Origin of the sequence: Kingella kingae ATCC 23330, assembly GCF_900111845.1 — a bacterium.
Lineage (GTDB): Bacteria > Pseudomonadota > Gammaproteobacteria > Burkholderiales > Neisseriaceae > Kingella > Kingella kingae.
Genome location: NZ_FOJK01000001.1, coordinates 23889 through 46194, shown reverse-complemented (window position 1 = coordinate 46194; position 22306 = coordinate 23889). Strand labels below are relative to the sequence as shown.

The 22306-nt window shown below is 46.8% G+C and carries 20 protein-coding genes; 10 read left to right on the top strand and 10 right to left on the bottom strand.

Annotation, left to right across the window (positions count from 1 at the left end; genetic code table 11):
* Positions 1-90: 90 nt before the first annotated feature.
* From ccsB to minC, 7 genes are all read right to left on the bottom strand, one after another.
* The gene (ccsB, locus tag BQ5809_RS00230; protein WP_003786981.1) at positions 91-1323 is read right to left on the bottom strand and encodes a c-type cytochrome biogenesis protein CcsB; all 1233 of its coding nucleotides are present in this window, start codon (positions 1321-1323) and stop codon (positions 91-93) included.
* Between the two features lie 170 nt (positions 1324-1493).
* The gene (locus BQ5809_RS00225) at positions 1494-3512 is read right to left on the bottom strand and encodes a cytochrome c biogenesis protein ResB (protein WP_003786984.1); all 2019 of its coding nucleotides are present in this window, start codon (positions 3510-3512) and stop codon (positions 1494-1496) included.
* 61 nt (positions 3513-3573) lie between these two features.
* Complete coding sequence (locus BQ5809_RS00220; protein WP_003786986.1) at positions 3574-4041, bottom strand: Fur family transcriptional regulator; 468 nt, start codon at positions 4039-4041, stop codon at positions 3574-3576.
* Between the two features lie 33 nt (positions 4042-4074).
* On the bottom strand, positions 4075-5001 hold the full coding sequence (locus BQ5809_RS00215; RefSeq protein ID WP_003786988.1) for a LysR substrate-binding domain-containing protein: 927 nt from the start codon (positions 4999-5001) through the stop codon (positions 4075-4077).
* The gene (minE, locus tag BQ5809_RS00210) at positions 4998-5306 is read right to left on the bottom strand and encodes a cell division topological specificity factor MinE (RefSeq protein WP_003786991.1); all 309 of its coding nucleotides are present in this window, start codon (positions 5304-5306) and stop codon (positions 4998-5000) included. Before minE ends, BQ5809_RS00215 begins: the two co-directional genes overlap by 4 nt.
* A 3-nt stretch (positions 5307-5309) precedes the next feature.
* Positions 5310-6119, bottom strand: coding sequence for a septum site-determining protein MinD (gene minD, locus BQ5809_RS00205; RefSeq protein ID WP_003786993.1), 810 nt, complete (start codon positions 6117-6119; stop codon positions 5310-5312).
* A gap of 75 nt (positions 6120-6194) precedes the next feature.
* On the bottom strand, positions 6195-7037 hold the full coding sequence (gene minC / locus BQ5809_RS00200) for a septum site-determining protein MinC (RefSeq protein WP_003786995.1): 843 nt from the start codon (positions 7035-7037) through the stop codon (positions 6195-6197).
* Between the two features lie 262 nt (positions 7038-7299).
* On the opposite strand from minC, the gene BQ5809_RS00195 reads away from it, so the two are divergent.
* The 5 genes from BQ5809_RS00195 to der all read left to right on the top strand — a co-directional run bounded on the left by BQ5809_RS00195 (position 7300) and on the right by der (position 12699).
* The gene (locus BQ5809_RS00195) at positions 7300-8460 is read left to right on the top strand and encodes a type 2 periplasmic-binding domain-containing protein (RefSeq protein ID WP_003786997.1); all 1161 of its coding nucleotides are present in this window, start codon (positions 7300-7302) and stop codon (positions 8458-8460) included.
* A 126-nt stretch (positions 8461-8586) separates the two neighbouring features.
* Positions 8587-9879 carry a histidine--tRNA ligase gene (gene hisS / locus BQ5809_RS00190; RefSeq protein ID WP_003786999.1) on the top strand — a complete coding sequence of 431 codons (1293 nt, stop codon included), beginning with the start codon at positions 8587-8589 and terminating at the stop codon, positions 9877-9879.
* Positions 9879-10475, top strand: a complete 597-nt coding sequence (locus BQ5809_RS00185; RefSeq protein ID WP_032827724.1) for a YfgM family protein — start codon at positions 9879-9881, stop codon at positions 10473-10475. The genes hisS and BQ5809_RS00185 overlap by 1 nt, the downstream gene beginning before the upstream one ends.
* A gap of 48 nt (positions 10476-10523) precedes the next feature.
* Complete coding sequence (locus BQ5809_RS00180; RefSeq protein WP_003787002.1) at positions 10524-11018, top strand: hypothetical protein; 495 nt, start codon at positions 10524-10526, stop codon at positions 11016-11018.
* A 211-nt stretch (positions 11019-11229) separates the two neighbouring features.
* Positions 11230-12699 carry a ribosome biogenesis GTPase Der gene (der, locus tag BQ5809_RS00175; protein WP_003787006.1) on the top strand — a complete coding sequence of 490 codons (1470 nt, stop codon included), beginning with the start codon at positions 11230-11232 and terminating at the stop codon, positions 12697-12699.
* A gap of 57 nt (positions 12700-12756) precedes the next feature.
* Here the strand turns inward: der and smc are convergent, their stop codons facing one another.
* Positions 12757-16245, bottom strand: coding sequence for a chromosome segregation protein SMC (gene smc / locus BQ5809_RS00170; protein WP_032827725.1), 3489 nt, complete (start codon positions 16243-16245; stop codon positions 12757-12759).
* A gap of 88 nt (positions 16246-16333) precedes the next feature.
* Positions 16334-16843: a protein disulfide oxidoreductase gene (locus BQ5809_RS00165; protein WP_003787009.1), complete on the bottom strand. Its 510-nt coding sequence runs from the start codon at positions 16841-16843 to the stop codon at positions 16334-16336.
* A 135-nt stretch (positions 16844-16978) separates the two neighbouring features.
* Here BQ5809_RS00165 and BQ5809_RS00160 point away from each other — a divergent pair, with 135 nt between their 5' ends.
* Positions 16979-18136: a glycerate kinase gene (locus BQ5809_RS00160; protein ID WP_003787013.1), complete on the top strand. Its 1158-nt coding sequence runs from the start codon at positions 16979-16981 to the stop codon at positions 18134-18136.
* Positions 18137-18172: 36 nt separating this feature from the next.
* Positions 18173-19297: a succinyl-diaminopimelate desuccinylase gene (dapE, locus tag BQ5809_RS00155; RefSeq protein ID WP_003787015.1), complete on the top strand. Its 1125-nt coding sequence runs from the start codon at positions 18173-18175 to the stop codon at positions 19295-19297.
* A gap of 66 nt (positions 19298-19363) precedes the next feature.
* Here dapE and BQ5809_RS00150 read toward each other — a convergent pair whose 3' ends face one another.
* Complete coding sequence (locus tag BQ5809_RS00150; protein WP_003787016.1) at positions 19364-19723, bottom strand: Mth938-like domain-containing protein; 360 nt, start codon at positions 19721-19723, stop codon at positions 19364-19366.
* Between the two features lie 99 nt (positions 19724-19822).
* Here BQ5809_RS00150 and BQ5809_RS00145 point away from each other — a divergent pair, with 99 nt between their 5' ends.
* From BQ5809_RS00145 to recX, 3 genes are all read left to right on the top strand, one after another.
* Positions 19823-21130, top strand: a complete 1308-nt coding sequence (locus BQ5809_RS00145) for a homoserine dehydrogenase (protein ID WP_003787017.1) — start codon at positions 19823-19825, stop codon at positions 21128-21130.
* Positions 21123-21602, top strand: coding sequence for a hypothetical protein (locus tag BQ5809_RS00140; RefSeq protein ID WP_003787019.1), 480 nt, complete (start codon positions 21123-21125; stop codon positions 21600-21602). The genes BQ5809_RS00145 and BQ5809_RS00140 overlap by 8 nt, the downstream gene beginning before the upstream one ends.
* Positions 21603-21762: 160 nt before the next feature.
* Positions 21763-22215, top strand: coding sequence for a recombination regulator RecX (recX, locus tag BQ5809_RS00135; protein WP_003787023.1), 453 nt, complete (start codon positions 21763-21765; stop codon positions 22213-22215).
* Positions 22216-22306 lie beyond the last annotated feature (91 nt).

Below are 22306 nucleotides of genomic sequence, written 5' to 3'. Positions count from 1 at the left end.
TCCTATTTTTATTTCATTTCACTATAATTCACTATAAAAAAGCAGCCTGCACTTTGTTGGTAAAGTGCAGGCTGCTTTTTTGTGTGTTTATTACAAACTACCGTAAGAATGCAATCCCGTCAAAAACATATTCACGCCCACAAAGGCAAACGCGGTAATGAACAAGCCAATAACTGCCCACCATGCCAGCACTTTGCCGCGCCAGCCAGCCACCAAGCGCATGTGCAGCCAAATCGCATAATTAAGCCACACAATAAACGCCCACGTTTCTTTTGGGTCCCAGCTCCAATATCTGCCCCACGCATCGGCTGCCCACAACGCGCCTAAAATCGTGGCAATGGTAAAAAACAAAAATCCGACCGCAATCGCTTTGTACATCGCTTCTTCGATTTGCGCTGCATCGGGGAAGAATTTGCTGCCACGCAACGCCAGCAGTTCTGCAAAACCAAATGCCGCTGCCATGCAAAACGCGCCATAGCCAATAAAGTTGGCTGGAACGTGAATTTTCATCCACCAAGATTGCAACGCAGGAATCAGTGGTTGAATTTCGTGTGCGCCGCGTTCCATGCTATACCACAAAGTAAACGCCACCAAGCCGCACATCAGCGTGTACACAAACACGCCCAGTTTTTGCATGGCGAATTTGCGTTCATAATACAAATACATCAAACCTGTAATCACCATAAACAAAATAAATACTTCATACAGATTCGACACAGGAATATGTCCAGCATCGGGGCGCAACAAATAGCTTTCGTGCCAGCGCACCAGCAAGCCGACAAAACCTGCAAACGCCGCTGCCCAAGCCAAACCCGATGCCATGCCCAATAAAGTGTTTGGGTTGGACGAATGTGCAGGCTGCTTTTTCTCGTTTTTCCATGCCACCAGCGTTCCCAGCGCATATGACACAAATGCCAGCACGGTCAAAGCTGCTTGCCACATAATTGCCGATTGGCTGCTCAATAAATAGTGCAATAAAAATTTGCCGCCCTGTTCTTTGGCGTTGTTGATGTCGCCTGCATACAAGCCAACCGCCATATACCCAACCAGCACACTGCCCAAAATAAACCAGCGCATCGGCTTGAAAAACCAGTCCAAACCTATGGCAATGGCGGCACTCGTCCACAAAATAGCGGTTTCATACACGTCCATGTGGTGCGGCATTTTGATGTGTACCAAAACGGCAATCGTCATCATGGCGGCGGCAAACAGCCAGTCTGCCAGCGATAAATTTTTGATAAAGGATTTTTCGCGCAACAAATCATGCTGCGGTAAACGTGAATTATCGGAGGTGTTGGTTTGCGTTGTTGTGTGTTCACTCATTGGATTATCTTCACATAAAAATATGGCGCGATTTTAACTCAAATTGAAAATTTAGGGTTGTAGGCAACATAAATATTCCGCGTAAAAAAGCCATCAAAAACACTGAATTTTTGATGACTTTTTTCTGTTTGATTGAATTGTGCGGCTCAAAAAAGCAGCCTGCACATTGTTTACGAACGCTCGCACAAATCGTTTGCCAGCGTTTCCAAATCCGCCAAACGCTGTGGAAATTCCTTGTTCAAATCGCGTTCGTTGCGGCTGGACGACATCGCAAAACGCATTTTGTTGGATTCAAACAGCAGCCAAGCGCGTTTTTCTCGGACGTAAAACATAAACACCACGCCCAACACCAAAAACAGCGAACCCAAGTAAACCAAAGTCGCGCCTGGCGATTTGGTCATTTGCAAGCCCGACATATTCACTTGTTTGAACGTTTCGAGCTGCAACAAAATCGGCGAATTAAATCGAGTCAAAGCCGTGTAGCCGTCCAAGCTGTTCAAAATAAATTGGTTACGCGCATCGCCTGCTGCCATCATCGGCAAACCTGCATCGGTCAATGCCTGCTCCAACGCGATATTCATTGCACCATACAAAATCTGATACATGAACTCGCCTGTTTTTTGCTGTTCCGCTTCGGGAACAGTCTGCTTAATATGCTCGTTAATCGCAATGTAGCCACCTTCGGCAAATTGGCGCAACAAGTTTTCTACTGCCAATTTAAATTGCGGACGCATCGCTTCGTTTATGCCCAAAATGGCTTTTTCAACCACTTGGGCGCGTTTTTCGGGCTGCAACAAGGTATCGCGCAATGCCATAAAACTGTCGATTTTGCCTTTTTCATCGGCAGGAATCATCAGCCAACGATACGGGTCATTCACATTCGAACGCTCACCTGTGGCAAAAAACAACGCACCTTCGCGCTGCAACGGCAGCATATAGCTCACATATTCGTGCGCCTGCCCTGCACTATCGCGCAATTTATAGGTAATGGTTGGCCCAACATTTTGGAAACGTTTTTCCTGATTCACGCTGCGAATATCGTGAAGTTTATTGTCGGATTGCTTGTCGTTGTCGTGCAAATTTTCCACATTGAACACGCGCAACTCACCAAATTCCAATTGATACGTGCCTGATTTACCCAAATCCAACGGAAATTGACGTTGCGACACGGCTTTTAAATCCGCAGGTTTGCCCACGCCACGCAAATTCCAGCTTTTTAGCCCAATATCCGAACCGCCATCGCCATAACTAGACTGATAAATGGTCACGCCATTGATGGTTAAAGGGTGGTTCACGCGAATGGTTTTTTCGATGCGCTCGCCTGTTTTTTTGTCGGTTACAACAATATCGCTGGCGAAATCTTTGGGCATGCCTGTGTTATAAAAATTAATGTGGAATTTTTTTAATTCCAGCGTAAACGGTAATTTTTGCAGCAATAAGCCCTTGTTGGCATTCAAAAAAGTTTGGTCGATGGTTTGACCTTCAATCACTTCGGCATTGCCACGATACGACAAATTGTGTTCGCTCAACGTGCTTTCGGGTTTGAAATCACGCGCAAAAACGCTGTTGGTGTCTGGCACAAGCTGCCCTGTGAGCATGCCCAGTTTGAGTAACAAATTGCTGTCAATCAATCCGCCCAAACAAATCACAATCAACGCAACGTGGGCAAAAATATAACCCCATTTGTTCATTACGCCTTTTTTGGCTGCCAAAATCACGCTGCCGTCTTCGCGTTGTTCCAACTTGGTTTTAAACCCTTGAATTTCTAGATATTTTTTGGCGATTTCAGGTTGCAGGCTGCTTGATAATTCTGCTGTGTGCTTCATGTGCGCCAGCGATTTGGCGGTCGCGTTCAGGCGAAACGATTTCATGTCGCGCAGATATTGCGGTGTGTTGCGCCACACGCACAAGCCTGTGCTCAACACCAAAAAAATCATAATCAGCACAAACCACGATGACGCATACACATCATACAAGCCCAAAAAACCGAAAATTTCTGCCCAAAATGGCCCAAATTGCACCACATAATTTTGTGCAGACTGGTTTTGTTGTACCACCGTGCCAATAATGGACGCAATCGCCAAAATGGTCAGCAACGCCACCGCAAAACGCATCGAGCTAATAAAAGCAAACCACGGACGGCGAATAAAAGGAATTTTTTGTGAAGGATTGGGTTTGGTTTGAGACATAACTTTTAACTACATAAATATAAGCAGCCTGCAAAAAAAATGTGCAGGCTGCTTGTTTAGATTAATGACGACATTTTGCACAAATGCCTGTTAGCACCACATGTTCTTCGTTCATGGCAAAACCTGCTTGTTGAGCCGCTTCGCGTAAAGCCTGCCATTCGCGATTGAGACTTTGCTCATCAACCGAGCCGCATTCGGTGCAAACCAAAATAAAGCTACTTTGATGCTGGGCATGGTCGGCATCGCAATGTCCACCGCATTCGTGCCGCGCGTGGCTGCACAACACATAGCCATTGACCGCAGGAATTTTGTGCAACACGCCCTGCTCTGCCCAAAAGTCCAAAGCACGATACGCTGTTGGCGGTGCAACCACACTGCTGCTTTCGCGCTGCATTTGCGCCAAAATCGTGTATGCCTTAATCACGCCATCTAGCTGCAACACCATGTCCAAAACTTGCTCGCGCAATGGGGTGACCTGTGCGCCAGCACGGCGACATTGCATCAAAATATTGTCTTTTACGCTACTCATGTTTACCCTGTTCGCTAAAAAGTGCAGGCTGCTTTATTGGTGATTTTTGATAAACGAAACACCAGCCAATTGCGAAGTCATTACCGCACGCGCCACCGCTTCCAAAGCCTGTGGTCGCACAAAATTACGGCGATATGCCAACACCACGCGGCGGTTCGGTGCAGGCTGCTCGAATGGCACAATCGAAAACAGCATGTGGTCGTTGTCGGTAATCGCGGTGGACGGCAACACGCTAATGCCCAATCCGCTTGCCACCATGTGACGAATCGTGTTCAACGAACTGCCCTGCAAAGTATTGACCAAACCTGCAATGCGTTGTTTGGCAGCCAACTCGGTACACGAACCCAAAACTTGGTCGCGCATACAATTGCCTTCGGTTAGCAGCAACACATCTTCTTCTACCAAATCTGCCGTGGATACCGAATCCAATTCTTCAAAGCGATGCCCTTTTGGCACAATCACAAAAAAGGCTTCATCATACAGCGGAATCGTCTCGATACCTGTTTCCACATAAGGTTCAGCCACCACAATCGCGTCCAATTCGCCTCGTTTGAGCGATTCGGTGAGCAGGGCGGTGTGATTTTCTTCCAAAAACAAGGGCATTTTCGGCGCGATTTGACGCATCGACAAAATCAATTTGGGCAATAAATACGGCGCAACCGTAAAAATCAAGCCCAATTTAAACGAGCCTTCCAATTGATTTTGTTCCGCATTGGCTAAATGCCGAATGATTTCGGTTTCTTCCAACACCCGTCTGGCTTGCAACACAATGCGTTCGCCCGATGCCGTTGTCAGCACCTCGTTGCTGCTGCGGTCAAACAACGGCAAGCCCAATTCTTCTTCCAGCTTTTTAATCGCAATCGACAAAGTTGGCTGACTCACATGACAACGCTGCGCTGCACGTCCAAAGTGCTTTTCCTGTGCCACAGCCACAATATAGCGCAACTCTGTCAAAGTCATGCTGCTGCTTCCTTATTTTCGACTTCGATTGCAGGCTGCTCTTTGTTTTCTGGCAAGGTAATGTTCAAGGCAAGCATATCCACGCCGTCTTGTTTTTCATGCGAAATATTGATGTCTTGCAACTCAATTTTCACATATTTAGACAACACTTCCAGCAGCTCTCTTTGCAAGGTTGGCAAATAATCGGGCGTTGCATTTTCCGCATCGCGATTGGCACGCTCTTGTGCAATGATGATTTGCAAGCGGTCACGCGCCACCGAAGCCGTTTTAGGCTTTTTGCCCAACAGTCTGTCCAATAAAGACATGGCTTACCCTCCAAACAATTTTTGGAAGAAACCTTTTTTCTCGGCTTCCAAGAAACGAATTTCGCGGTTTTCGCCCAACAAACGCGCCACCACGTCTTGATACGCCTGCGCCGCAATCGCATCGGTTTGATGAATCACAGGCGAGCCAGAGTTAGACGCTTGCAACACGTTTTGCGATTCAGGAATCACACCAATCAAAGGAATGCGCAAAATGTCTTGAATATCTTGTACCGACAGCATTTCGCCTTTTTCCACACGTTCAGGCGAATAGCGCGTAATCAACAAATGCTCTTTGACGCTTTGACCCATTTCCGCTTTCAAAGACTTGCTTTGCAAAATGCCCAAAATGCGGTCAGAGTCGCGCACGCTAGACACTTCTGGGTTGGTGGTAACAATCGCTTCATCAGCAAAATACAACGCCATCAACGCGCCTGTTTCAATGCCAGCTGGCGAATCGCACACAATAAAATCAAAGCCCATTTCGCTCAAACCATTCAACACCTGTCCTACGCCTTCTTTGGTTAAAGCGTCTTTATCGCGCGTTTGCGATGCAGGCAAAATAAACAATTTGTCGCAATGTTTGTCTTTGATTAAGGCTTGATTCAAGCTCGCTTCGTTTTGAATCACGTTTACCAAGTCATACACCACGCGGCGTTCGCAACCCATAATCAAATCCAAGTTACGCAAACCCACGTCAAAGTCAATCACACACGTTTTCAAACCGCGCAACGCCAAACCCGTTGCAATGCTGGCAGAAGTCGTGGTTTTGCCCACACCACCTTTGCCCGAAGTTACTACCAAAATTTTTGCCATTTTGTACCCTTGTTCCTTTTAAATTAAAAAATCACGCAAACCGCCCAAAAGCAGCCTGCACCTTTTGTTGATACCTTATTTCGCTACAATCGCCGCCACCGATAAACGGTCATCGTCTTGCAGCTCAATTTTCACCGCCTGTTTATGCAAATGGTCGGGCAAATCCTGTTCAAACACCCGATAAATACCCGCAATAGACACCAATTCCGCCTGCATAGACTGCATAAAAATTCTTACCGATTTATCGCCCGACTCGCCCGCCAACGCACGTCCACGCATCGGCGCGTACACATGAATATTGCCGTCTGCAATAATTTCCGCCCCCTCGCTAACCATGCCCAGCACAATCAAATCCGCCTGCTTGGCATACACTTGCTGCCCCGTGCGAACAGGCGTGGTTACCACTACGGTTGGTCGTGCCGTTAATTCCAATTCGGGCGCAGGTTCAGGTTCGGCTTCATTGTTTTGGGCGACTTCGTTTTCTGTATTTTCTAAATCCGAAGCAGCCTGCACATTTTCCGTATCCGCTTCGTTTTCGTTTTCGGTTGATGTTGTATCCTGCGCTGCATCGTTTGCTTCATTGTCTGCATGACTCAAATCGCCCGATGCAGGCTGCTTTTCCGCCTGATGCACAAAACACAAACCAGCCGTTTTCGCCTTATCCGCCCAATCGCCCGATGCGTGTCGCAACGCCACCACGCGCAAACCCTGTTTGGCAAACAAAGCCAAAACCGCCACCAAATCCAAATTTTCCCAATCGCCGTTACCCAAATCCAACACAAAAGGCAAAGCCGCCAACGACTGATATTTTTCCTGTTTTTGCTGCAAATATTGCTCAATTTGCGTCAAATCATCACTTTGCAAGCATAAAGAAAACGCCTCCAAACGAGACGATTTCACTTCAAACACACGTTCCATGTTGTACGATTGTTTTATTCAATTAAACGCGCGATTTTACCCTTGTTTGGCTATTTATTCAACTGAGCAGCAAGATCAAGATATAGTGGATTAAATTTAGATTAGGACAAGGCGACAACGACCGCCGTGTACAGCTAGTACATAAGGGAGTTGGCAACGCTGTACTAATCTAAATTTAATTCACTATAAACATTGAATTTTATAAACAAAGACTTTACAATGCGCATTCCCTTTTTAACCACCCTAACGAGAAGATAATATAATGAAAAAAACCCTGTTAAGCACATTAGTGTTGATGACATTAGCCGCTTGTGGCGGTCAAGACAAAACCGCGCAAACGCCTGCCACTCCTACTGCTGGCTCAAGTGTCGCATCAGGCGCAACGGTAACTACCGACTTGCCACAAACCGATACGCTCAACATCTACAACTGGTCAAACTATGTTGATGAAAGCACGGTAGAAGACTTCAAAAACGCCAACAACCTAAACTTGACCTACGACCTGTATGAAAACAACGAAACCCTAGAAGCCAAAATGCTCACGGGTAAATCTGGCTACGACTTGGGTGTTCCAGGTATTGCGTTCTTGCCACGCCAAATTCAGGCGGGTGCTTATCAGAAAATCAATCGCGATTTGATTCCTAACTACAAAAACATTGACCCAGCTTTGTTAAAATTGCTGGAACAAGCTGACCCAGGTAATCAATACGCCGTGCCATACTTCTCTGGCGCAAACACTTTGGCAATTACCGCCAAAGGCAAAGAAATTTTGGGCGGACAACTGCCCGAAAACGGTTGGGACTTGTTGTTCAAACCTGAATACACCAATAAATTAAAAGCCTGCGGCATCGCCTTATGGGACACGCCTAGCGAAATGTTCCCAATCGTGTTGAACTACATTGGCAAAGACCCGCGCGGCACAAGCGCGGCGGATATTGACGCAGCAGCAGCCGTGTTGCAAGCGATTCGCCCAGACATCAAACGTTTTAGCGCATCTTACATTGACGAATTGGCTCGCGGCGACATCTGCTTGGTAGCGGGCAATGGCGGCGATTTGAACATGGCAAAAGCCCGTTCGGAAGAAGTCAAAAACAATGTAGGCATCGAAGTCTTAACGCCAAAAGGCATGGGCTTCTGGGTAGAATCTTGGGTGATTCCTGCCGATGCGAAAAACGTTTTAAACGCGCATAAATACATCAACTACACGCTAGACCCTGAAATTGCAGCGAAAAACGGTGCTGCGGTTACATTCGCGCCAGCCAGCTTGCCTGCTCGCGAAAAAATGGACGCTGCGTTGGTGGCAACTCGCTCTATTTTCCCAACGGCTGATGACATGGCAAACGGTTTCGTAATGCCGCAAATGTCAGACGAAGCGAAAAAACAAACCACAACTTTGTGGCAAAAATTGAAAGTCGGTAATTAAGTCGGCATAACGCAAAGCAGCCTGCACTTTTTGAGATTTCAAAGTGCAGGCTGCTTTTTGCTGATATTTTTAGCGCGAAATCGGTTATAATTGTAGCCATTTTTCCAACCATTTTTATTCCATAAAATGACACAAAAAATCCAATCCGTAAAAGGCATGAACGACCTTTTACCCGTAGAACAAAAAGATTTCAAACTCACCGCCGCTTACTGGCAAGCCTTTGAAAATCAAATTCAAAAATGGACGCGCAAATTTGGTTACAGCCAAATCCGCACGCCGATTGTGGAGCAAACAGGCTTATTCGTGCGCTCAATCGGCGAAGAAACAGACGTAATCGGCAAAGAAATGTACACGTTTTCCGACAGCAACGACACATTGAGCTTGACCTTACGTCCCGAAGGCACGGCAAGCTGTTTACGCGCCGTGGTGGAACACAATCTGCTGCACGATGCACCGCGCAAATTGTGGTACATGGGCGCAATGTTCCGCCGCGAACGTCCACAAAAAGGACGTTACCGCCAATTTCATCAAGTCGGCATTGAAGCATTGGGTTTTGCGGATGCGGACATTGACGCGGAAATCATCGCGATGTGTGCCGATTTGTGGCGCGAATTGGGCATTTTGGAACATCTCACGTTGGAATTGAACAGCTTGGGCAACCGCGAAGAACGCGCCGCGCATCGTGCTGCTTTGGTTGAATATTTTTCGCAATACACGGATAAATTGAGCGATGAAGAGAAAGTTCGTTTAGAGAAAAATCCGTTGCGTTTACTAGACACGAAAAATCCTGATTTGCAAGAAATTTGTAACAATGCACCGCGTTTGGTTGATTTTTTGGGCGAAGATTCACAAAAACATTATCAAACGGTTAAATCGTTGTTGGATGGTTTGGGTATTCAATACGTTGAAAATCCGCGTTTGGTGCGTGGTTTGGATTATTACAATCAGACGGTTTTTGAGTGGACAACGGACAAATTGGGCGCACAGGCAACGGTTTGCGGTGGTGGTCGTTACGATGGTTTGATTGAAGAATTGGGCGGCAAACCTGCGGCTTCTATCGGTTTTGCGATGGGGATTGAGCGTTTGTTGCTGTTGGTGCGCGATTATGGCAGCCTGCAAGTGTCTGACGCACCTGATGTTTTTGTGATGCAGCAAGGCGATGGCGCGACTTTGGCGGCGATGAAATTGGCACAAAATTTACGCGAAAATGGTTTCAATGTGGCGCAATTTTCAGGCAGCACGAAATTGAAAAATCAGTTTAAACGTGCTGACCAATCGGGTGCACGTTTTGGCTTGATTATCGCGGAAAGCGAAGCCGCAGAAAATACGGTAACAATCAAAGATTTGCGTGGCGAAAATGGTCAAATTACTGTGCCAGCCGCGCAGATGATTTCACAGATTAAAGAATGGAGCAAATAATGTCTTCACATCACGAAGAATTACAAGAAATTGAAAATGTTAAACATTATTGGAAAAATGGCGGTAAATGGGTCGTGGCGGCTTTGGTGGCGGCGGCTTTGGGCTATTTGGGTAATGTGATTTATCAGGGGCAGGTTCGCAGCAGCAATGAATCGGCTGCCGCGCAAGCGAGCCAAGTGAAAGGTGATGTGGTGAAATTGGCGGCGTTGCAAAAGGATTACGCAAACAGCACGGCAACGGCGGCGGCGACTTTGGAAACGGCTAAATTTTTGTTTGATAGCGGTAAATTGGACGAAGCGGCGGCGGCGTATCGTTGGGTGTTGGACAATCAGAAAACACCTTTGTTCCAAGCGCAAGCGGCGCAAAATTTGGCTAATGTGTTGTTGCAGCAGAAGAAATTTGATGATGCGTTGGCGGTGTTGAATACGCCTGTTGATGACAGTTTCACGCCGATGTTGAATGAGACGAAAGGCGATGTGTTGGCAGCGCAAGGCAAAACGAAGGAAGCGGCGGACGCTTATAAGTTGGCGTTGGACAAGCTGCCTGAAAATTCGCCAAGCCGTGAATTGGTGCAGTTGAAGGCTGGGCAGTTGTAAGGTTTTCAGGCAGCCTGAACGTTTGGGCTGCCTGAAAAAATAAATATTATGATAATTGCATTATATATTCTTTTATTATTATTTATATTTATGACAATATCTTTTGTCTTTTTAGGTATTGCTAGTTTAAAAGAATTTACTCACATTCCAAATGAAAAAATTGCAGTATTACTGCTTATTTTTATTTTATTTATTGGGCAAATTTTATGCTTATTTTCAAATATTAAATTTGAAATGAAGAAAGAAATATCTCTAACCGTACAAATTATATTATCAGTATTGCTTTATATAAATAGTCTTGCTATTTTATTAAATTTTAAGAATTACTGGAAATATGAAAAGAAAAAATACCATTCATTTAATGAATATATTTGTATCTTTGGTATTATGCAAATTGGTTTAGCAATGACGATTGCTTCCCGTGGAGAGAAAAATATACTTTTCTTGGCATTGTTTTCAAATACTATTGCATTTGTATTCCCAGCGTTAGCATTACACATTTTAGGTAAAAATTCTAAATTTAAATATCGTAGATTGAAATAATCATTTCAGGCAGCCTGAAAAAGTGTGCAGGCTGCCTGAAAATATGTAAACACACTTATTTTTATTAACCGTAGTATGTGCAATTTGCACCTGCTCGCTGCCTGAAAATTGTAGGTCAGGCTGGTAGCCCGACAAATCGCGATAAATTGCCAATGTCGGGCAAGCCTGCCCGACCTACTTTTCAGGCAGCCTGAAACAGAAAGACTAAAACATGAAACCCACAATCGCCCTAGTCGGCAGACCCAATGTAGGAAAATCTACCTTATTCAACCGCTTAACCAAAACCAAAGACGCGCTTGTTCACGATTTACCAGGCTTGACACGCGACCGCCATTACGGACATGCCAAAGTCGGCAGCAAACCGTATCTTGTTGTGGATACAGGCGGTTTTGAGCCAGTTGTGGATAGTGGCATTTTGCATGAAATGGCAAAACAAACGCTGCAAGCCGTTGATGAAGCGGACGCGGTGATTTTTTTGGTAGATGCGCGTACTGGCTTGACGCCGCAGGATAAAATCATCGCCGACCGTTTGCGCCAATCGCCGCGCCCTGTGTTTTTGGCGGTGAATAAAGGCGAAGGCGGTAACCGTCCTGTTTTGGCGGCGGAATTTTACGAATTGGCATTGGGCGAGCCGTATGTGATTTCGGGGGCGCATGGCGACGGCGTGTACTATCTGATTGAAGATGTGCTGGAAAATTTCCCTGATGCGAGTGATGAAGAGCCTGAAAACAAACACCCTGTTTTTGCTGTGATTGGTCGTCCGAATGTCGGCAAATCCACGCTGGTCAATGCGATTTTGGGCGAAGAGCGCGTGATTGCGTTTGATATGGCTGGCACGACGCGCGACAGTATTCACATTGATTTTGAACGCGATAATAAGCCGTTTACGATTATTGATACGGCTGGTGTGCGCCGTCGTGGTAAGGTTGATGAAGCGGTAGAAAAATTCTCTGTAATCAAAGCAATGCAAGCGGTGGAAGCGGCGAATGTGGCTGTTTTGGTGTTGGACGCGCAACAGGATATTGCCGACCAAGACGCGACGATTGCGGGTTTTGCATTGGAAGCTGGGCGTGCGCTCGTGATTGCCGTGAACAAATGGGACGGCATTTCCGATGAACGCCGCGAGCAAGTAAAACGCGATATCGCACGGAAATTGTATTTCCTTGATTTTGCGAAACTTCATTTTATTTCTGCGTTGAAAGAAAAGGGTATTGACGGTTTGTTTGACAGTATTCAGGCTGCCTATAATGCGGCGTTTATCAAAATGCCAACGCCGAAAATCACGCGCGTATTGCAAAGTGCAGTGGAACGCCAACAGCCGCCACGCGCTGGTTTGGTGCGCCCGAAAATGCGTTACGCGCACCAAGGCGGCAGCAATCCGCCTGTGATTGTGATTCACGGCAATTCCTTGCACGCGATTGGCGACAGCTACACGCGCTATCTGACGCAGACGTTCCGTAAGGCGTTTAATTTGCAGGGTACGCCGTTGCGGATTCAATATAATGTGTCGGAAAATCCGTATGATGAAGTGGCGGAACAAACGAAGAATAAACCGTTGCGCCGTGTGTCGTTGAGTAATCGGATTGCAAAACGTGAAAATCGGAAAGATGAAAAAGCGCGGAATAATGGCGGTAAAACAAAAAAACGCCAAGTGAGCGCGAAGAAGTCACATAGTAAATAATCAAAAGCAGCCTGCACTTTTTATCAAACAAAAAGTGCAGGCTGCTTTTTATATGGCTTACTGTTCCGCCATTTGCAACGCCTGTTGAATATCCACCGCCACAATCCGCGAAACGCCTTTTTCTTGCATGGTTACGCCAATCAGTTGCTCCGCCATTTCCATAGTTAAACGATTATGCGAAATGTATAAAAATTGCGTTTGCGCCGACATTTCCTTAACTAAATTGCAAAAACGACTGGTGTTGGCATCATCCAATGGCGCATCAACCTCGTCCAACAAACAAAACGGTGCAGGATTCAAACTAAACAGCGCAAATACCAAACTCATTGCCGTCAAAGCCTTTTCGCCACCACTCAACAAATGAATGGTTGAATTTTTCTTACCAGGTGGACGCGCCATAATAGACACGCCAGCCGTGAGCAAATCATCGTCCGACATTTTCAAACTGGCTTCGCCGCCGCCAAACAGCGTAGGGAAAAAGGTTTGCACCTTTTCATTGACCGCATCAAAAGTTTCTTTGAAGCGCGTTTTAGTTTCGCTGTCAATTTGCGCAATCGCTTCTTCCAGCAAATCAATCGCTGCCTGAACATCGCTGCTTTGGCTGCGGTAATACTCATCACGCTCACGCGCTTCTGCCAATTCCTGCAACGCTGCCAAATTGACCGCGCCCAATGATTGAATGGTCTGCGAAGTTTTGGCAATGTCCTGCGACAGATGATGGGCAGACGGCGCATTTTTTGCCGCCGTTTCCAATTCCGCCAAATCCGCGCCGCGTTCATGTAAATTTTCGTGATAGCGTTTCGCGTTGAGCAATGCTTCTTGCTGTTGCAGCAAAGTATTTTGCGCGGCTGCCTGAAATTGTGGCAACTGCGCCGACAAAGTTTGCTGTTGAGCATACAATTCACGCCCCAATGCTTGCGTTTCCGCTAAACGATTTTGCGCCGCTTTCATTTGGTCTTGCAGCGCGAAATCGTGTTCGCTTAATGTATTTAATTGAATACGTTGCGAATTATCAGGGTTTTCGTCCGCTTCGTCTTGCAACACCAATTCCGTTTGACGTTCCTGCCAATCCAATTTCTGCTGCTCCAACGTCTGAATTTGTTGGCGCAAATTATCCAAACGCTGCTGCTGTTTGTGCAACGCAATTTCCGCCAAACCGTACTGACGATTGGCTTCCAACAACCCTAATTGCGCTTGTTTCAACAAAGTTTGTTGCTGTTGATGGCTGCCTGAAAGCGTTTGATGTTGCAATTCCAATTCATGCGCCGACACCGCCAGCGTTTCAATATCATCGTGCAAACTGTCGCGATTTTGCGCTAATTGGCGGTTATCTTCCGCGATTTGTTGCAATTCACGCGCAATGTGTTCGCGGCGCAACTGCCCTTGATTGGTACGCGCAAACAATTCATTCGCCTTACTTTGCGCTTTCTGAACCTGCGCCGCTAATTGACGATTTTGCGCTTGCACATCACGGTAATAATGTTCAAGCGATTGATTTTCTTCGTAACATTGGTCTAACAGCGTTTGCGCGGCGGCTAATTTTGGCGCGAGTTCCGCCAATTCATTCGCCAAATCATCGTGGCGGCTTTTGTGTTCAATCAGTTGCAGGCTGCTTGACGGCTCAAACAGCACCACGCCAAATTTATCTACAATATGACCTTCGGGCGTGAGCCAAATTTGATGATTTTGCAATTCGCCCTGCTGCGACACCGCGTAAGCCAAATTCGGCGCACACAATACACCGTCCAACCAAAACGCTACGGCTGCCTGAAAATCTTTATGTGTGATTTGAATTTGGTTAATCAATGCTTGCGCTGGCTGAGTTTTCTTGTGCAGGCTGCCTGAATGCGAAATCCACGCTGCCGAACCTTGCGGCAAATCGTTAGCTAAATCATTGTTTTCAGGCAGCAAACGCGATTGTAAACGCTGCGCCAACACCACGCTCAAAGCGTGTTGCCAAGCGGCTGGCGCAACAAGGTGCTGCCACAACACAGGCGCATCGGCAAAATGGGTTTGCCCCCAAAAATCATGTGTAGGTTGATTTTGCAACAATTCCGCCAATGCCCCAAATTGCGCTTGTGCTGTCAAATGTTGCTGAAATAATTGATTAAATTGCGTTTCGGCTGCCTGAAAGCGCGTTTTGGCTTGATTCAGATTATTTTCACTTTCCGCCAAACGCATTTCGCTTTCATCATATTGATTTTGCAATAATTCTGCTTGTTCCTGCACTGCCAACAATTCCGTATCAGGCGGCAAATTCAAAGCAGCCTGCTCATCATTCAGACGCGCCAAACGCGCCGTATTGTTGCTCAATGTGCTGCTGGTGTGTTGCAGTTGCTGTTGTTTCAACGCCAATTCACGTTTAATACGGTTAAATTCATCTTGTTGATTTTGATACGCAAATTGCGTTTCTTGTTGCGATTGTTCCAATTCAGGCAGCCGCGTTTCGTGTTCCGCCACCGCCATTGCCAATTCACTCAACGCCACTTGTTTATCCGCAATATCGCCTTCCAAAATATCGCATTCACTACGGATAATAATTTGTTCTTGTTGAATTTTGTGTAATTGAACTTGTGCTGCTGCCTTATCGCGTTCTATGCGTTGCTGTTGCGATTGTCGGGCGCGTAATTGTTCTTCCAAACGCGCAATTTGTTCGCGCAACAAAGCGTGTTCTTGGTTCAACGCATGATGATGTTGTTGCTGCTCTTGCTCGGTTTGGCGCAACGCATTCAATTTTTCATTTAATTCAATATTTTGCTCTTGTGCTTGTTCTTGTTGATATTTTGCCGCGTAATGCGCTTCGCTCAATTTATCCGCGTCCGCCAAAGCCGTTTGCCATTGCACAAAATCCAAAATATTTTGCAAGCGCGTTAATTTTTCTTGTAGTTGCTGATAATTTTCCGCCGTACCTGCTTGTTTTTCCAGCTTTTCAACTTGTCGCGCCAATTCGGTTTGCAAATCTGCCAAGCGTTGCAAATGTTCGCGCGTGTCTTTTAAGCGCGTTTCCGTTTCGCGGCGGCGTTCTTTGTATTTGGATACGCCTGCCGCTTCTTCAATGTAGGCGCGTAATTCTTCGGGACGCGCTTCAATAATTCGCGAAATCATGCCTTGTTCAATCACGGCATAACCACGCGCACCCACACCCGTTCCCAAAAATAAATCGGTAATGTCGCGGCGGCGCACCGCTTGATTGTTGATGAAATACGAAGAATCACCCTGACGAGTGAGCTGGCGTTTAATGGACACTTCCGCATACTGCCCCCACGCGCCTTGCAAACTGTGGTCGCTGTTGTCAAACACCAATTCTACAGACGCACGCGGTGCAGGACGGCGCGTAGCAGCACCGTTGAAAATCACGTCTTGCATACTTTCGCCGCGTAGCTGTTTTGCCGACGCTTCGCCCAATACCCAACGCACCGCGTCAATGACATTGGATTTGCCGCAGCCGTTTGGGCCAATCACGGCAACCAGTTGTCCTGGTACGTGAATGGTGGTGGGGTCGGTGAACGATTTGAAACCTGCTAATTTGATTTGGGTTAAACGCATAAGTAGAACGGCAATAAAAGGAAAAGCGCGGATTATAGCAAAAAGCAGCCTGCACATTCTGTTTACCCAATGTGCAGGTTGCTTTTTTTCAATTCAAAACATTCGCCAGCGCAATCCGTGCTTTCAAGCCCCAATAGCTCGCCAAACCTGTGGTACTGTGAACCACTTTGCCATTGCGAATGAGCACGATTGTGGGCGTTACTTTAATTCCCCATGCTTGCGATAATTCACCATGCTCATCGTTAATCGTGTCAAACGCCAAGTGATTTTGCTGCAAATAATCGCTCACATTGTGCAGGCTGCCTGAACGCAACGCTACACCCAACACAGGCACACCATCAGCGTGTAAATCGTTGATTACAGGCGACGTGTGTTTGCAAATCCCACACCAGCTTCCCCAAAAATACAGCACCAAAGTTTGATTGTCGCTGGATTTCGCCAATGTGGATTGCGTTTGTTGTAGCGTGGTAAATGGCGCGTTGGCTGCGTTCATGGGCGCGGACGGTTTGCGCCAATAATCTATCGCCACGCTGATAATCAGCAGCATAAATAGCGTTTGCGCGATTTGTTTTGCCCAGTAAATCAATTTTGTCTTCATGTGTTTGTTGCGTGAAAAAAGGCGGATTGTAGCAAAAATGTTGTAAGCAGCCTGCACGATTGGTTTTGCGTTACAATAAAAACCATTGTGCAGGCTGCTTTGCCACTTTTTTGCTGATTCAGAAAGGTCAATCCCATGAAAAAAATCGTCATTGCCCCCGATTCGTTTAAAGAAAACCTATCCGCCTTGCAAGTGGCGCAATGTATTGAAAACGGCTTCAAAACAGCCTTCCCCAACGCCGAATACATCAAAATTCCCGTTGCTGATGGCGGCGAAGGCATGGTGGACACATTGTTGGAAGCATCGCACGGTACAAAAATCACGCAAAGCGTTACCAGCGCAACAGGCGAACCGATTGCCGCTTTTTGGGGTTTATCAGGCGACAACCACACCGCAATGATAGAAGTTGCCGCCGCTTGCGGTTTGGCAGACGTATCGCCCGAACAACGCAATCCCAGCATTACCACGACTTTGGGCGTGGGCGAATTGATTGTGTCGGCATGGGACAAAGGTGTGCGCCATTTTATTATTGGCTTGGGTGGTAGCGCGACCAACGATGGCGGTGCAGGCATGTTGCAAGCCTTGGGCGCAAGATTTCTGGATAAAAACGGCAACGAATTGCCACGCGGCGGTTTAGCATTGGCGCAACTGGATAGAATTGACATCGCCCAGTTGGATACGCGCATTGCTCAAAGTCGTTTTGATGTGGCGTGCGATGTCAATAATCCGCTAACAGGCGAACACGGTGCAGCACACGTTTTCGCACCGCAAAAAGGCGCAACGCCCGAACAAGTGGCGCAACTAGACGCGGCATTAAAGCATTTTGCTGATATTGTGCGCCGTGATTTAAACGTGGAAATAGACAATATTGCGGGCGCAGGCGCGGCTGGCGGTTTGGGCGCGGCGTTTGCAGGCTTTTTAAATGGACATTTGCAAAGCGGCATCAAAATGATTACCGATTGGTTGCGTTTTGCCGATGCCATTCAAGGTGCGGACTTGGTTATCACAGGCGAAGGGCGTATTGACGACCAAAGCATCAAAGGCAAAGTGCCCGTTGGCGTGGCACAAATTGCCAAACAACACAACATTCCTGTTATCGCGATTGCAGGCAGTTTGGGCAAAAACGTAGAAGTGGTACACGATTATGGCATTGATGCCGTGTTCAGCGTGTTGCCCAAATGCTGCGATTTGCGCGAAGCTTTATCGATGGCAGAAGCCAATGTAACGCAAACAGCGCGAAATGTGGCAGCAGTTTTGGCGATTTCTGTTAGCCTGAATTTAAAAATCCGCTAAAATCCCCTTTTTTCAACTGTACAAAGCAGCCTGCACATGAACACACTCGCATTAGCCAAACAATTATTAGCCGAACAATCCATCACACCCGATGATAAAAATTGCCAAACCATTCTCGCCGACCGCCTACGCGCCATCGGCTTCACGATTGAAGAAATGCACTTTGGCGAAACCAAAAATTTCTACGCACGTTTGGGCGACACCACGCCTGTGCTGTGTTTCGCAGGGCATACCGATGTCGTGCCAACAGGCGACGTGAGCAAATGGACGTTTGACCCATTCACGCCCACCGAACACGACGGCAAACTCTACGCGCGTGGCGCAGCCGACATGAAAACCGCGATTGCGTGTTTTATTACCGCGTGTGAGCGTTTTGTTGCCGCCAATCCCGATTTTTCAGGCAGCCTAGCCTTGTTAATCACGTCAGACGAAGAAGGCGACGCGCACGATGGCACAACCAAAGTCGTTGATAAATTAAAAGAACGCGGCGAAATGTTGGATTATTGCATTGTTGGCGAACCCACTGCCGTCAATCAATTAGGCGACACGCTGAAAAACGGCAGACGCGGCTCGCTTTCAGGCAGCCTGACCGTGCAAGGCAAACAAGGACACATCGCCTACCCACATTTGGCAAACAATCCCATTCACGCCGCCGCGCCAGCATTAGCCGAACTTGCCGCAACCGAATGGGACAAAGGCAACGCCTATTTTCCAGCCACTAGCTTTCAAATTTCCAACATCAACGGTGGCACAGGCGCAACCAACGTAATCCCAGCCACCGTAAACGTGAAATTCAACTTCCGTTTTTCCACCGAACAAACGGAAAGCAGCCTGAAAAATCGCGTATACGAAATTTTAGATAAACACGACTTAACCTATGATTTAGCGTGGAGTTTGTCGGGCAATCCATTTTTGACCGAAGCAGGAAAATTAACTGAAATCGCCCAAGCAGCCTGCACCGAAATTTGTGGCGTAACGCCTGAATTGTCCACGACTGGCGGCACTTCGGACGGACGTTTCATTAAAGCGATTGCGCGTGAATTGATTGAACTGGGTTTTGTGAATGCGACCATTCATCAAATTGATGAACATATTGAATTGGCGGACATTGATAAATTGTCTGCCGTGTATGAAAAAATGATGATTTCATTGGTTAAATAATAGCAAAGCAGTCTGCACTTTTAAATCAAACAAAAGTGCAGGCTGCTTTTATATTTGCGGATTTGCCTACCACAACCACGCACAAACTTTACGCCCCTCGCTACGCAAAAGCATATAAGTCCGACACGCCGCCGCCGTGGTCATGCATTCCAGCCCAACACCCAACGAAGCAGCCTGCGCCACCAGTTTGGGCGACACAAATCGCTGCTTTTCGCCTGTGCCAATCAGCAAAACATTTGCGCCTTGCTCAAAAGCAGCCTGCACATCGTTTAGCGTGATTTCTTGCTCGGTTTGGTATGCTACTGGGCAAACTTCATCGCCCAAATAAACAGGAAATTCATAGATTTTTCCTGAAATTTCAATTTGTTGTGAATTGTGTGCGTCAATGGTTAGCCCTGTGCTGAGGCGCATTTCTTCAAAATTCATTGGGATTCCTTATTATTTAAAGATGCAAAAATAGGCAAAATCGGGTAATATCTCGCGCATTTTTTAACTGTTTTATTTTACTCTTGTTCAGGAAAAATTATGCAAGCAATTAACATCGGATTATTGGGATTAGGCACAGTGGGCGGTGGCGTGGCGCAAGTATTGCGCGACAATGCTGCCGAAATTTCGCGCCGTTTGGGTCGTGAAGTGAAACTGTCTGCCGTATGCGATTTGAACGCGCAACGTGCAGCAGAACTCGCCCCACAAGCCGCATTCGTGCCAAGCCCATTGGAATTGGTGCAGCGCGATGATGTGGATATTGTGGTGGAATTATTTGGCGGCACAGGCATTGCCAAAGATGTGGTGTTAAAAGCGATTGAAAACGGCAAACACATTGTTACAGCAAACAAAAAATTGCTGGCTGAATACGGCAACGAAATTTTTGCGTTGGCAGAACAAAAAAATGTGATGGTGCAATTTGAAGCGGCGGTGGCTGGCGGTATTCCCATTATCAAAGCCTTGCGCGAAGGTTTGGCAGCCAACCAAATCAAATCTATTGCAGGCATTATCAACGGCACAAGCAATTTTATTTTGACCGAAATGCGCGAAAAAGGCAGCGCGTTTGCCGATGTGTTGGCAGAAGCGCAACGCTTGGGCTATGCCGAAGCCGACCCGACTTTTGATATTAAAGGACACGACGCTGGACACAAAATCACGATTATGTCGGCATTGGCGTTTGGTACGCCTGTGAACTTTGGCGCATGCTATTTGGAAGGCATCAGTAAATTAGACAGCCGCGATATTAAATACGCCGAAGAATTGGGCTATCGCGTGAAATTATTGGGCATTACACGCAAAACCGAAAAAGGCATTGAATTGCGCGTACACCCGACTTTAATCCCAGAAAGCCGTTTGTTGGCGAATGTAAATGGCGTGATGAATGCAGTTCGCGTCAATGCCGATATGGTAGGCGAGACTTTGTATTACGGCGCAGGTGCAGGCGCGTTGCCAACAGCCAGCGCGGTAGTAGCCGATTTGATTGATATTTCGCGCTTGATTACGGCAGACACCGAAAACCGCGTACCACATTTGGCGTTCCAACCAAGCCAAGTGGTTGAGCAAACCTTCGTGCCAATGGACGAAATCAGCAGCAGCTACTATTTGCGCGTGCAAGTGGCGGACAAAGCAGGCGTGTTGGGTGCGATTGCTAGCTTGTTGGCAAAAGAAAATGTGTCGATTGAAGCCTTGATTCAAAAAGCGGTTTTGGACAACAACCAAGCGGAAATCGTGATTTTGACGCACAACACCATTGAGAAAAACGTGAAAGCGGCGATTAAAGCAATTGAAGCGCAAGACACGGTTTCGTCGCCCGTTACTTTAATCCGCATGGAAACCCTAAATGGCTGATTTGGAGCAAGACAAAAAGCAGCCTGCACCTGAAATCCAGCCAGAAAGTGCAGGCTGCTTGGTAGATGAAGCCGAAGCGCAGCGAATAGCCCTATCAGCAAAAAAACGCAAAACGCTGATTAACTGGATGCGCGTGATTGCGCTGATGTTTGCAGGCTTTTTCTTTTTGAGCCAATGCGCGATGAGCAAAGAACAGGCGATTGCCAAAATTGTGGAAAGCTGCATACAAAACGTGCCAGCCGCACCTAAATGGCAGGCAGATTTGCAACAACGCGGCTTGCAAGACAGCGATGGACGCTTGGTGGCGGAATATTGCGTATGCGTGTGGAAAGAGCCGTTACAGCGTTTGGGTGTGAAGCAAATTCAATCGTTTGCCAAAATTAGCTCGGAAGAACGCTTAAAATTGCTGGGTGGCGCAGATGCGTTTACGGCGCGAGACCAGCAATGTGTGGCGAATTTGAAAAATAATTAACGTGAAATGCCGCTTGCAAACCGAGTGGCATTTTTTATAGTGAAGTGAAATCGCAATGGTACGGCGTTGATAACGCTCTTATGTACGATTTGTACACGGCGAGCGTTATCGCCTTGTCCCATTTTTATTTCACTTCACTATATTTGGGATATCAATTAACATGAAAACCGAAAAATCACTCCGCGCCCGAGCGATGGAAATGATGTCGCGCCGTGAAATGAGCCAAGCCGAATTACGCGCTAAATTGTTGCCCCACGCCAACGATAGCGATGAATTGGACGCGGTGTTGGCAGAATTTGCGAAAAACAACTGGCAATCGGACGAGCGATTTGCAGAAGCGTTTGTTCGCAGCAAAAGCAGTAAACACGGCGCAGGACGTTTGCGCCAAGAATTGCGACAACGCGGCGTATCGGCAGAATTGATTCAGCAATATTTGCCCGACCGCGAAACAGAATTGGATAACGCAATAGAAGTCGCCCGCAAAAAATTCAAGCAGCCTGCACAAAATCGGCAGGAATGGGACAAGCAAATGCGTTTTATGTTGTATCGCGGTTTTGCAATGGCAACGGCGCAGGCTGCTTTGAAACGCGCTTGGGCAGACGATGAAGAATAAAAGCAGCCTGCACATTTTGTGGTGTTTATGTGCAGGCTGCTTTGAATATTATATCAGTTAAATGCAAGTAAAAATCATTAGTTTAACATAT

Bases quoted from the DNA above. Each gene is read 5' to 3' on its own strand.
- minC (WP_003786995.1), bottom strand. From the start codon at position 7,037: ATGGAACGTGTGTTTGAAGTGAAATCGTCTCGTTTGGAGGCGTTTTCT.
- BQ5809_RS00215 (WP_003786988.1), bottom strand. From the start codon at position 5,001: ATGACTTTGACAGAGTTGCGCTATATTGTGGCTGTGGCACAGGAAAAG.
- BQ5809_RS00150 (WP_003787016.1), bottom strand. From the start codon at position 19,723: ATGAATTTTGAAGAAATGCGCCTCAGCACAGGGCTAACCATTGACGCA.
- BQ5809_RS00195 (WP_003786997.1), top strand. From the start codon at position 7,300: ATGAAAAAAACCCTGTTAAGCACATTAGTGTTGATGACATTAGCCGCT.
- minE (WP_003786991.1), bottom strand. From the start codon at position 5,306: ATGTCTTTATTGGACAGACTGTTGGGCAAAAAGCCTAAAACGGCTTCG.
- hisS (WP_003786999.1), top strand. From the start codon at position 8,587: ATGACACAAAAAATCCAATCCGTAAAAGGCATGAACGACCTTTTACCC.
- ccsB (WP_003786981.1), bottom strand. From the start codon at position 1,323: ATGAGTGAACACACAACAACGCAAACCAACACCTCCGATAATTCACGT.
- smc (WP_032827725.1), bottom strand. From the start codon at position 16,245: ATGCGTTTAACCCAAATCAAATTAGCAGGTTTCAAATCGTTCACCGAC.
- BQ5809_RS00145 (WP_003787017.1), top strand. From the start codon at position 19,823: ATGCAAGCAATTAACATCGGATTATTGGGATTAGGCACAGTGGGCGGT.
- minD (WP_003786993.1), bottom strand. From the start codon at position 6,119: ATGGCAAAAATTTTGGTAGTAACTTCGGGCAAAGGTGGTGTGGGCAAA.
- BQ5809_RS00185 (WP_032827724.1), top strand. From the start codon at position 9,879: ATGTCTTCACATCACGAAGAATTACAAGAAATTGAAAATGTTAAACAT.
- BQ5809_RS00140 (WP_003787019.1), top strand. From the start codon at position 21,123: ATGGCTGATTTGGAGCAAGACAAAAAGCAGCCTGCACCTGAAATCCAG.
- BQ5809_RS00220 (WP_003786986.1), bottom strand. From the start codon at position 4,041: ATGAGTAGCGTAAAAGACAATATTTTGATGCAATGTCGCCGTGCTGGC.
- dapE (WP_003787015.1), top strand. From the start codon at position 18,173: ATGAACACACTCGCATTAGCCAAACAATTATTAGCCGAACAATCCATC.
- BQ5809_RS00165 (WP_003787009.1), bottom strand. From the start codon at position 16,843: ATGAAGACAAAATTGATTTACTGGGCAAAACAAATCGCGCAAACGCTA.
- der (WP_003787006.1), top strand. From the start codon at position 11,230: ATGAAACCCACAATCGCCCTAGTCGGCAGACCCAATGTAGGAAAATCT.
- BQ5809_RS00225 (WP_003786984.1), bottom strand. From the start codon at position 3,512: ATGTCTCAAACCAAACCCAATCCTTCACAAAAAATTCCTTTTATTCGC.
- BQ5809_RS00160 (WP_003787013.1), top strand. From the start codon at position 16,979: ATGAAAAAAATCGTCATTGCCCCCGATTCGTTTAAAGAAAACCTATCC.
- BQ5809_RS00180 (WP_003787002.1), top strand. From the start codon at position 10,524: ATGATAATTGCATTATATATTCTTTTATTATTATTTATATTTATGACA.
- recX (WP_003787023.1), top strand. From the start codon at position 21,763: ATGAAAACCGAAAAATCACTCCGCGCCCGAGCGATGGAAATGATGTCG.